Below are 10,501 nucleotides of genomic sequence, written 5' to 3'. Positions count from 1 at the left end.
GGCCTGGGCGGGAGGCTCACGGCGGTCCGGTGGAACATGCGACGGTCCGGCGGAACGTGTGCCGGTCCGGCGGCCGGGCGGGGCGTGCTGCCGTCAGGCGGGGTGTACAGAGGTCAGGCCGGCGGGAGCGCTCCGTCCGCCTCCGCCGGGTGCAGCTTCTCCTGCTGTATCCGCCACCGGTCCATCAGCGACCCGAGTTCGTTGTGGAGGAACTCGAAGAACTCCCTCGTCTCCGCGACCCGCGCCCCCGCCGGGGTGTCCGCGCCGAGCGATTCGACACCGGCCCGCAGGGTGTTCTCCCAGCGGATGAGCACCGAGTCCCGGCTGGCGAAGGTGGCGTACCAGAGCTGGTGGTGGAGCCGGTAGCGGTCGCGGCGCGAGCCGGGGTCGCGCTCCCTGCTGACCATGCCGACCTGGCTGAGATAGCGGATCGCCCCGGACACCGCGGCCGGACTGATGCTGAGCCGCTCGCTCAGTTCGGCGGAGGTCATGCTCGCGTCGTCGGAGGAGAGCAGGGCCGTGAAGACCCGGGACGCGGTGCGCTGCATCCCGGCCTCGGTCATGTCGGCCGCGAAACGCTCGACGAAGCGGGAGACGGCCTCCTCGTCGCGCTGCGGGCCGGAGCCGGCCGCACCGCCCGCGCCACCGCGCTCGCCCGCGCCACCGCGCTCGCCCGCGCCACCGCGCTCGCCCGTACCATCCGCGCCACCGCGATCGGCCGCGCCACTCGTACCGCCCACGTCACGGCTCCTGCTGTTCATCGCCCCACCGTCTCCCTGCTCGGCATCCGCCCCGGTCACTTCCCGATCTTAACGCGACCTCTTTTGACGTTTTCTTAACTTCACAATTTTGTGAAAGTAGCGTACGTTCCGAAGCATGACGAAGGCAATCACGGTCGCCGGACTGCACAAGTCGTTCGGCCGGACACACGCGCTGGACGGCCTCGACCTGACCGTCGACACCGGCGAGGTCCACGGCTTCCTCGGCCCCAACGGAGCGGGCAAGTCCACCACCATCCGGGTCCTGCTCGGCCTCCTGCGCGCCGACTCCGGCGCGGCACAGCTCCTCGGCCGGGACCCGTGGAAGGACGCGGTCGAACTGCACCGGCGCGTGGCCTACGTACCGGGCGATGTGACGCTGTGGCGGAACCTCTCCGGAGGCGAGGTCATCGACCTGTACGGGCGGCTGCGCGGCGGCCTCGACCCGGCACGGCGGGCCGAACTGGTCGAGCGGTTCGAACTCGACCCGACCAAGAAGGGGCGTACGTATTCCAAGGGCAACCGGCAGAAGGTCGCCCTGGTCGCCGCGTTCGCCTCGGACGTCGATCTGCTGATCCTGGACGAGCCGACCTCCGGGCTCGACCCACTGATGGAGGAGGTCTTCCAGCGGTGTGTCGAGGAGGAGCGCGACCGGGGCAGGACCGTGCTGCTCTCCAGCCATGTGCTGAGCGAGGTGGAGGCGCTCTGCGACCGGGTGAGCATCATCCGCAAGGGCGTGACCGTGGAGTCGGGTTCACTGGCGGAGCTGCGGCATCTCACCCGTACGAGCGTGAGCGCGGAACTCGTCGGCGCGCCCAACGGACTGGCCCGGCTGCCCGGCGTCCATGACCTGGTCACACAGTCGGTCGAAGGGGGCCGTGGCCACCGGGTCAGGCTCCAGGTCGACACCGGACATCTGAACGCGGTGCTGCGCTCGCTCTCCGAATCCGGGATCCGCTCGCTGACCAGCACGCCGCCGACCCTCGAAGAACTGTTCCTGCGCCACTACGCGGCCGACGGCACCGACGCGGCCGATACGGCCGATGCCGCCGAGGCCCAGAGCGCGTCCGGTCGCGGAGCGGACGGCACCGACGCGGCGGTGGCCCGATGACCGCCACCGCCGTCGGCGCCCCGGCGGCGCGCACCAGAGGCTCCCGTAATCTCGCCGGCACCGGGCCGCTGCTGCGGCTCGCGCTGCGCCGCGACCGGGTCATGATGCCGGTGTGGGTGCTGGTCATCGGCGCTTCGTACATGTCCGTCGCGCAGTCCTTCGCCGCGCTGTACGACACGGCCGCCAAGCGGGCGGATGTCGTCCAGTCCACGGCGAGCAACAGTTCGCTGCGCGCTCTCTACGGCCCTGTCTTCAGCGACTCGCTCGGCGGGCTGGCGACCTGGCGCATGATCGGCTTCGGGGGCGCTTTCGCGGCCGTGATGAGCCTGATCATCGTCATCCGGCACACCCGGGAGGAAGAGGAGACCGGCCGTCAGGAGATGCTCTCCTCGGCGATGGTCGGGCGGCGGGCGCCGCTGACCGGCGCGCTGCTGGCGGCGCTGACCGCGAACGGAGCGCTGGCGCTGCTGGTCACCGTGGTGATGGCCGCGTACGCGCGGGGCGAGGGCGAGAGCGGCGCCGGGCAGTTCGCCGGCTCGCTGGCGGTGGGGCTCGCGACGGCGGGCGTCGGCATGCTCTTCGCCTGCACCGCGGCCATCGCCGCGCAGATCACCGAGAACGCGCGGCTGGCGAAGGGGCTGACGGCCGCGGTCATCGGCGCCGCGTTCGTCCTCAAGGCCGCGGGCGACTCGGCGTCCGCCGACGGCTCGTCCGTACTGACCTGGCTGTCCCCGCTCGGCTGGGCCGAGAACGTCCGGGCGTTCGCCGACGAACGGTGGTGGGTGCTGCTGGTCCTGCTCGCCGCGATCGGTCTCCAGGCCGTCATCGCGTACACCCTGGCGGGACGGCGTGACATCGGGATGAGCTTCCTGCCCGCTCGGCCGGGCCCGGCGCACGGCCGGCTCGGCTCGGCGGACGCGCTCGCCTGGCGGCTCCAGCGGGGCGGTGTCCTCGGCTGGGGAGCGGGGTTCCTGGTGGCGGGCCTGATCTTCGGCGGTCTCACCGACGGCGCGGCTGACCTCGTCGGCGGCAACGAGCAGACCAGGGAGATCTTCGAGCGCATGGGCGGCCGGCAGGGTCTGACAGACTCGTTCCTGGCCGCGATGACCGGCATGCTCGGCATGGTCGCCGCGCTGTACGTGGTCGCCTCGGTGCTCCGGCTGTACGGCGAGGAGACCGGCCAGCGCGCGGAACCGGTGCTGGCGGGCGCGGTCGGCCGGCTCCGCTGGGCGGCGGGCCACCTGCTGATCGCGTTCGGCGGCGCGGCCCTGATCATGCTGCTGGGCGGTCTCGGCCTGTTCCTGGGCTACGGCCACCGCCTCCCCGGCATCCTCGGCGCCTCGCTCGTGCAGCTCCCCGCGATCTGGGTGGTGGGCGGACTGGCGGTCCTGCTGTACGGCCTGTTCCCCAAGGCGGCCGCGGCTGCCTGGGGGGTCGCGGGCCTCACCCTGGCCCTGGGCTGGATCGGCCCGGCGGTGAACCTCCCCCAGCCGACCATGAACCTCTCCCCCTTCACCCACCTCCCCAAGCTCCCGGGCGCGGACATGAACTGGCCCCCGGCCCTGCTCCTGACGGCGGTGGCGGCGGCACTGATCGCAACAGGCCTGACGGCCCTGCGCCGCCGGGACATGCTGACGTAGCACCCGCCCGTACGCCGTAACGGCCCGCTCCGTCCACAGCCTGTGGACGGAGCGGGCCACCGCGCGAGGTATGTGTCAGCGCACGAAGGTCTTCAGCTCTTCGGTGTCCAGCTCGATGTTCACAGGACCGGGGAGCACCACTTTCGTGCCGAAGTCCACCACATGGCGAACGCTGTAGCCGTCCGCCGACGGATCACTGTGCACGGTCACCGTGTCGTGGTCACGATCGATCAGCAGATAGACCGGGATCCCGGCGGCGGCGTAGGCAGCGGGCTTCTCCTTCCGATCCCGCCGATCGGTATCGGAGTCGTACGAGGTGACCTCGACGGTCATCAGCACGCCTGCCGGGTCGGCCCAGGTCCCCTGGCCCACGAAAGCCCCCTGCGGAGCGAGGACGGCATCGGGTCTCGCGTGGCCTTTGCGGTACGTCCCGACCAGCAGCCCAAGCTCGCCACCGGCGTAGAGCCACATGTCCGTCCGGACCTGCATGCAGCGCTGCTGCAGCCACCTGATGATCTCGCTATGGTCGCCGTCCGTCACGCCCTTGATCCCGATCCGTCCGTGGATGAACTCCAGCCTGACGGTGTCGGATTCCTTTTCGACAAGCTTGGCGAGCCTCTCGAACTCCTCGACGGACATCTGGGCCGCCGCGCGCTCTTCCATGAGCGTCATCGTGCACCTCCTGTCAGGCGAACGCCAGCGTGACAGGTCGACGAGCGGCCGAGATCCCATAAGCCGATCCGATCACTCGTGCGAGTGATCAAATGACCAGTACTCGCCACGCGCCCCCGGCGGGCGGGTCAGCCCGGGGTCACCAGGCGTGCCTCGTACGCGAAGACCGCCGCCTGCGTGCGGTCGCGGAGGCCCAATTTCACCAGGATGCGGCTGACATGGGTTTTGATCGTGGACTCCGCCACCACGAGGTGTTCGGCGATCTCCGCGTTGGACAGGCCCTGCGCGATGAGGACCAGGACCTCCGTCTCGCGTTCGGTCAGGTCGCCGACGCGGGCCATGGCCGGGGCGCGCGGGGTTTCGGAGAGTTTGGAGAACTCCGTGATCAGACGGCGGGTGACGGTGGGGGCCAGGAGGGCTTCGCCGGAGGCGACCACTCGTACGCCGTCCGCGAGCTGGCGCGCCGAAGCGTCCTTGAGGAGGAAGCCCGAGGCGCCCGCGCGGAGCGCCTGGTAGACGTATTCGTCGAGGTCGAAGGTGGTCAGTACCAGCACCTTCGCGTCGGCGTCCGCCGCGACGATCTCGCGCGTGGCCTCGATGCCGTTCAGCTCCGGCATCCGGATGTCCATCAGGACGACATCAGGGCGCAGCGCCGTGACCTGGCCGATCGCCTCGCGGCCGTTCACGGCCTCCCCGACGACCTCGATGTCCGGCATCGCGTTCAGCAGGACCGAGAACCCCTCGCGGACCATCACCTGGTCGTCGACGATCAGCACTCGAATCGTCACGCCGCGTCCCCTTCCCTCTCGTGCCCCGCGCCGCCCGCGCGCCCCTCGGATTCCTGTCCGTCCCGTTCCGCCGCCGCGACCGGTATGAAGGCCACGACCTCGTACCCGCCGTCCTCGGTGGGATCCGCGGTCATCTCACCGCTCAGCATGGCCACCCGTTCCCGCATCCCGGTGATGCCGTGCCCGGCCCCGGGCGACGGCTTGACCAGGCCCTGCGGCGCGGTGTTGACGATACGCAGGCCCAGCCCGCCCAGTACGTACGCGATCTCGACCCGCGCGGTCGACCCCGGCGCGTGCCGCAGCGCGTTGCTCAGCGCCTCCTGCACGATGCGGTACGCCGACAGCTCGACGCCCGGCGGCAGCTCCCGTACCGCCCCGGTGACCGTCTTCTCCACGGCCAGACCGGCCTCCCCGACATTCGCGAGCAGCCCGTCGAGATCGGCGAGGGTGGGCTGCGGGGCGTCGGGGGCCTGGTAGTCCGCCGCCCGTACGACACCGAGCACCCGGCGCAGTTCGGTCAGCGCCGCGACCGCGTTCTCCCTGATCGTGACAAAGGCCTGCTCCAGCTCGGGCGGCGGGTTCTCCACCCGGTACGGGGCGGCCTCGGCCTGGATCGCGACCACCGACATGTGGTGCGCGACCACATCGTGCAGTTCGCGGGCGATGGTGGTGCGCTCCTCCAGGAGCGTGCGCCGGTCGCGTTCGACCGCGGTCACGCTCTGCTGCGCCGCGACCTCCTGCTCCGCCTTCCTGCGCACCTGGAGCAGGCTCACGGTCAGCAGGACGAGCGCGGAGACGAAGAGCATGGGGACACCCGAGGAGCCGTATCCGTACGGCGTGAGGAACACCTCGGAGAACAGCACGTACGCCGCCGTCATCACCCAGAGCCAGGCTGCGGTGCGCGGGCGGGTACGGGCCGCCACCACCGTCATCACGATCAGATACGCGGCGAAGGCGCTGGGCTCCCAGGGCCAGTCGCGGTGTCCCACGACACTCAGCACCGCCGACAACGCCAGCACCAGCCACCAGGCGCCGACCGGCCTGGTCAGCGTCAGCAGCACCGGTACGACGGGCAGCAGACGGAACAGGGAGCCACCGTCTGCGAAGCCGATGAACAGCACCAGCAGCGCCGCGACCACGATGACGGCGTGCGGGGTCCGGGCCGCGTACTCGCGTATCCGGCCCGGCAGCCGGCGGGTGAGCGGGCCGTCCGTCCGCATGGGGGCCAGCGGGCGGTAGGCGAAGGCATCGTGGAAGAGGTCCTGGCGCAGGCTCCTGAACGCTCCCGCGGCCAGGCGGAACTCTGGGCTCCGGGCCTTCCCGGTATCTGTCTGGGTCACGCTGCCACGGTAGGGGCAGGGCGAGGACGGGGTCGTCACCACCGAAGCGGATCCTCAGCCGTCCGTCCCAGGTACTACGCGGGTCCGGGCTGCTACGGCAGGCTGCTACGCGGGGGCCGGGCCACTACGGCAGGTCCTGGCCACTGCGCGGGGCCGCCGGGCCGGCTGCTGCGGGTCCGGGCCACCGTGGCAAGTCCGAGCTGCCGCACGGGGCCGGGCCCGCTGCTGCGGGGCCGAGCCGCTACGGCAGGTCCGCGCGCCTCACCACGCGAGCTGTGCGATCTCCTCCGCCACCACCGCGCACGCGTCCGCCTTCGGGTCGATCAGCGGGAAGTGGCCGACGTCCTCCAGCAGCGTCAGGCCGACCGTTTCGCCCGCCCTCGCCGCCGCGGCCACGTACTCCTCGGCGACGCTGTACGGCACGGTCAGATCCGTACGGCCCTGCACCACCGCCGTCGCGATCCCCGTCGGCAGCAGCGCCGCCGGGTCCGCGCTCTCCCTGCGGCGCTTGAACTCCTCCTCGCCGCCCAGCAGTTGCTGAATCGCTCCGCCGCACACGTCCAGCTCCACGGCCCGCAGCAGATCCGCGATCGGCGCCAGCGCGACGACCCCGCGCAGCGGCGGCGGTTCCGGCAGCCGCCAGGGCGAGCCCTCCGGCAGCACATGCCGGGCCGACGCCCACAGCGCGAGATGGCCGCCCGCCGAGTGCCCGGTCACCACGGTCCGCCGGGCGTCCGCGCGCGGCAGCGCGTCCGCGACCAGCGCGGGCAGCGCGTCCATCGCCGCCGCCACATCGTCGAACGTCTCCGGCCACCGCCCCGCCACCGGAGCGCCGTCGCCCTCCTGCGGGACCGCGGGACCCCGCCGGTACTCGACATTGGCGACTGCGAAGCCGCGGCGGGCCAGGAAGTCCGCGAAGGGCGTCAGATGCCCGCGGTCGTACGGCGCCCGCCAGGCACCGCCGTGCAGGACGACGACCAGCGGCACCCGCTCCTGGTCGCCCCGGGGGGCGTAGAAGTCGATCACCTGATCAGGGTGGTCGCCGTACGCGGCGGTGGTATCGGGCCGGACGACCGGATGGGCCAGGACCGACTCGGTCTCTGCGGCGTCACGCGCGAGGGCATCGGGCGCGGCGGGGTCCGGCATCTTGCGCCAACCTTTCGGTACGGAGGCCGAATTGACCTGATCAGCGGGGACGGTATCAGCCCTGAAGGGGGTCGATCACACCCCGCGTCCCGGTCCGGCCACCGCCCCGGCGCCCGGGCCGCCGGGAACGCCCGCCGAGCGGCCCGGCGAGGTCCCGGGCAGCGTCCCCGGCGCCACCTCCCGCAGGACCTCCCCGAGCACCCGCGCGGCTCGTTCCGCATCGGCGAAACCGATGTACAACGGGGTGAAACCGAAGCGCAGCACGTCCGGCCTGCGCAGATCGCCGACGATCCCGCGCGCGATGAGCGTCTCCATCACCGCAGGCGCCTCGGCGCAGCGGAGGGCGACCTGGCTGGCGCGTTCCGAATGCGCCGCCGGGGTCATCGAGGCGACCCGGCCCGGCGGCGCGTACGCCTCGACGCACTCCAGGAAGAAGTCGGTGAGCGCCAGGCTCTTCGCGCGCACCGCCTCCATCCGTACCCCGGCCCACACGTCGAGGGCCGCCTCCAGCGCCAGCATGGAGAGGATGTCGGGGGTGCCGACCCGGCCCCGTACCGCGCCCTCCGCAGGTGTGAAGTCCGCGGCCATCGCGAACGGATCGGCGTGCGCGTTCCAGCCGGGCAGCGGGGAGTCGAAGCGCGCCTGGTGGCGCTCGGCGACATAGAGGAACGCGGGCGAGCCGGGCCCGCCGTTCAGATACTTGTACGTGCAGCCCACCGCGAGATCCACGCCGTGCTCGTCCAGACCGACCGGCAGCGCGCCCGCGCTGTGGCACAGATCCCAGACGGCGAGCGCCCCGGCCTCGTGCACGGCGGCCGTGATCCCGGGCAGGTCGTGGAGCCGTCCCGTACGGAAGTCCGCGTGGTTGACCAGCGCCACCGCCGTACGCGGCCCGAGCGCGCCGGCCAGCTCCGCCGGGGCGACGGGCACGATCCTGCTGCCCGTCATCCGGGCCGCGGACCGGGCGATGTAGCCGTCCGTGGGGAAGGTCGTGGCGTCGACGAGGATCTCGTCCCGGCCGGGGCCCGCGAGGCGGGCGCCCGCGACCACGGCCTTGAAGACATTGACGCTGGTGGAGTCGCCGACCACGATGCGGCCCGGCGCGGCGCCGACGAGCGGCGCGATACGGTCACCGATCCGCTCGGGCGCCTCCCACCAGCCGCTCTCGGTCCAGGAGCGGATGCGCAGCTCGCCCCACTCGCGGGCGACGACGTCCTGGAGGCGCTCGGGGACATGGCGGGGCAGAGCGCCGAGCGAATTGCCGTCGAGATAGACGACACCCTCCGTGAGGGCGAACAGCTCGCGGCGGCCGACGAGTTCGTCGGCGGCGTCGAGCGCGGCGGCGCGCAGGGCGAGGGGCCGTGACTCCTCCGGCGATTCCTGCTGCCCGGACACGGCGGCCGGCGACCCGGACACGGCTCGGCCCTCTTCCAGCGACCCGGACACGGCTCGGCCCTCTTCCAGCGACTCAGACATGGCTGCGCGCCGTCCACAGCTCGGGGAACACGTTCTTCGCCGCCCGCTTCTCCAGCCAGGCGACCCCCGCCGACCCGCCCGTCCCGGTCTTGGATCCCATCGCGCGCCGGGTCGCCACGAGATGGTCGTTGCGCCAGCGCCACACCAGCTCGCCGACGTCCGTCAGCGCCTCGCCGAGCCGGATCAGTTCGCTGTGCTGGTCTCGGTCCGCGTAGATCCCGGCCCAGATCTCCTCGACCGCGGGCGACGGCTCGTACCGCGCCGACAGATCCCGTCCGAGCACCTCGGGCGGCACCGGCAGCCCGCGCCGGGCGAGCAGCCGCAGGACCTCGTCGTACAGGCTCGGCTCCTGGAGCGCCTTCTCCAGCTCGGCGTGGACGCGCGGGGCGCCGCGGTGCGGTACGAGCATCGACGCCGACTTCTCGCCGAGCAGGAACTCCATCCGCCGGTACATCGCCGACTGGAAGCCGGAGCCCTCACCGAGGGCGCCGCGGTAGGAGTTGAACTGCGCGGGGGTGAGCTGGGCGAGCGGCCGCCAGGAGGCGTTCAGCGCGTCCAGCTCCCGTACGGAACGCTTGAGGGCGTCGACCGCCGGGCGCGTACGGTCCTCGCGCAGCGCGCGGGACGCGGTCTCCCACTCGTGGACGATGACGGTGAACCACAGCTCCATGACCTGCGTGGTGACGAGGAAGACCATCTCGCCGGGGTCGTCGGAGCGGGGGTGCTGGAGGTGGGTGAGGACGTCGGCCTGGACGTAGTCCTCGTACGGGGTGGTCCCGGCGAAGTCGAGGTTCGGGGCTTCCGAACCGGCTTCGGGGGTATCGGGGGCGTGCGACATCTCCGTCTCCTCGGCATGTGCTCCGGGTAGCGGTCCGCCCCTTCCGTGTTGGTTACGGAGCCCCGGTCCCCTCCGGGCATCATAAGCCGGGTCGGGTGTGGAAGGTGGGGTCCAGGTCCTGTCGTCCGGGCCCCGGACCGGGGCTCAGACCCTCGGTCCGTTGATGTACGTCCCGCGCTCGTCGTACGGCCACGCGTTGGACACGCAGCCGTCCAGACCCTTGATCTGCTGCATCATGACCGGCGCGGGACGGCCGGGGCCCGAGCAGCCCAGATGGTGGCGGATGCCGATCTCATGGCCGACCTCGTGATTGATGACGAGGTGGCGGTATTCGGCGGGCGGTCCGTCGAAGGTGGGCGAGCCGAGGACCCAGCGGCGCAGATTGACCACGACACCGTCGGTGGTCTCGCAGTTCAGCTCGCCATGGGTGTTGAGGCCCTCGGCGAGGCAGAGCGCGTCGGCCGTGGCGGGGGTGGCGATACGGATCACGAAGTCGGCGTCGGCCTTGGAGGAGACGAGCTGGAAGGAGCCGCGGCCGTGGGCGGCCCAGCCGCGCGGGTGAGCGAGTATCGCCTCTATCTCGGCGGCGGCGGCCTTCGCGGATATGTCGACGCCCTTCTCGACCTGGACGCGGTAGCGGCGCAGTGGACCGGAACCGACCCGGCGCCCTTCCGCCTGCGCGGTGGTGAAGGTCCCGGGCCCGGAGGCGGGGGGCGGGGAGCCGCTGGGGAA

The 10,501-nt window shown here is 72.1% G+C and carries 10 protein-coding genes; 2 read left to right on the top strand and 8 right to left on the bottom strand.

The features are described from left to right. Positions 1–113: 113 nt before the first annotated feature. A complete protein-coding gene (locus WH07_RS08305; RefSeq protein ID WP_079023057.1) occupies positions 114–761 on the bottom strand; it encodes a GbsR/MarR family transcriptional regulator in 648 nt (215 codons plus the stop codon). 115 nt (positions 762–876) lie between these two features. Here WH07_RS08305 and WH07_RS08300 point away from each other — a divergent pair, with 115 nt between their 5' ends. Further along, a complete protein-coding gene (locus WH07_RS08300) occupies positions 877–1,869 on the top strand; it encodes an ABC transporter ATP-binding protein (RefSeq protein WP_046497227.1) in 993 nt (330 codons plus the stop codon). Beyond that, the gene (locus WH07_RS08295; protein WP_046497225.1) at positions 1,866–3,509 is read left to right on the top strand and encodes an ABC transporter permease; all 1,644 of its coding nucleotides are present in this window, start codon (positions 1,866–1,868) and stop codon (positions 3,507–3,509) included. Before WH07_RS08300 ends, WH07_RS08295 begins: the two co-directional genes overlap by 4 nt. Positions 3,510–3,584: 75 nt before the next feature. On the opposite strand, the gene WH07_RS08290 is transcribed toward WH07_RS08295, so the two are convergent. The 7 genes from WH07_RS08290 to WH07_RS08260 form a co-directional block, all read right to left on the bottom strand. Beyond that, positions 3,585–4,181 carry a Uma2 family endonuclease gene (locus WH07_RS08290; protein WP_046497220.1) on the bottom strand — a complete coding sequence of 199 codons (597 nt, stop codon included), beginning with the start codon at positions 4,179–4,181 and terminating at the stop codon, positions 3,585–3,587. Between the two features lie 128 nt (positions 4,182–4,309). Next, a complete protein-coding gene (locus WH07_RS08285; RefSeq protein WP_079023056.1) occupies positions 4,310–4,969 on the bottom strand; it encodes a response regulator in 660 nt (219 codons plus the stop codon). After that, positions 4,966–6,309: a sensor histidine kinase gene (locus WH07_RS08280; protein WP_046497234.1), complete on the bottom strand. Its 1,344-nt coding sequence runs from the start codon at positions 6,307–6,309 to the stop codon at positions 4,966–4,968. The genes WH07_RS08285 and WH07_RS08280 overlap by 4 nt, the downstream gene beginning before the upstream one ends. Positions 6,310–6,570: 261 nt before the next feature. Next, positions 6,571–7,455, bottom strand: a complete 885-nt coding sequence (locus tag WH07_RS08275; RefSeq protein ID WP_046497217.1) for an alpha/beta hydrolase — start codon at positions 7,453–7,455, stop codon at positions 6,571–6,573. 75 nt (positions 7,456–7,530) lie between these two features. Beyond that, on the bottom strand, positions 7,531–8,850 hold the full coding sequence (gene kynU, locus WH07_RS08270; RefSeq protein ID WP_408645816.1) for a kynureninase: 1,320 nt from the start codon (positions 8,848–8,850) through the stop codon (positions 7,531–7,533). 73 nt (positions 8,851–8,923) lie between these two features. Continuing rightward, positions 8,924–9,769, bottom strand: a complete 846-nt coding sequence (locus tag WH07_RS08265) for a tryptophan 2,3-dioxygenase family protein (protein WP_046497214.1) — start codon at positions 9,767–9,769, stop codon at positions 8,924–8,926. A gap of 144 nt (positions 9,770–9,913) precedes the next feature. Beyond that, positions 9,914–10,501 (bottom strand): DUF3152 domain-containing protein (locus WH07_RS08260; protein ID WP_046497212.1); only part of this gene is annotated, 588 nt, incomplete at its 5' end.

Source organism: Streptomyces odonnellii (genome assembly GCF_000981895.1).
GTDB classification, from domain to species: domain Bacteria; phylum Actinomycetota; class Actinomycetes; order Streptomycetales; family Streptomycetaceae; genus Streptomyces; species Streptomyces odonnellii.
The sequence above is the reverse complement of the archived record's forward strand: the minus strand, read 5'-3'. Positions and strand labels throughout refer to the sequence as shown.

Coding starts and splice junctions, on each gene's coding strand:
- WH07_RS08290 (WP_046497220.1), bottom strand. CDS start 4,181: ATGACGCTCATGGAAGAGCGCGCGGCGGCCCAGATGTCCGTCGAGGAG.
- WH07_RS08265 (WP_046497214.1), bottom strand. CDS start 9,769: ATGTCGCACGCCCCCGATACCCCCGAAGCCGGTTCGGAAGCCCCGAAC.
- WH07_RS08300 (WP_046497227.1), top strand. CDS start 877: ATGACGAAGGCAATCACGGTCGCCGGACTGCACAAGTCGTTCGGCCGG.
- WH07_RS08295 (WP_046497225.1), top strand. CDS start 1,866: ATGACCGCCACCGCCGTCGGCGCCCCGGCGGCGCGCACCAGAGGCTCC.
- WH07_RS08275 (WP_046497217.1), bottom strand. CDS start 7,455: ATGCCGGACCCCGCCGCGCCCGATGCCCTCGCGCGTGACGCCGCAGAG.
- WH07_RS08305 (WP_079023057.1), bottom strand. CDS start 761: ATGAACAGCAGGAGCCGTGACGTGGGCGGTACGAGTGGCGCGGCCGAT.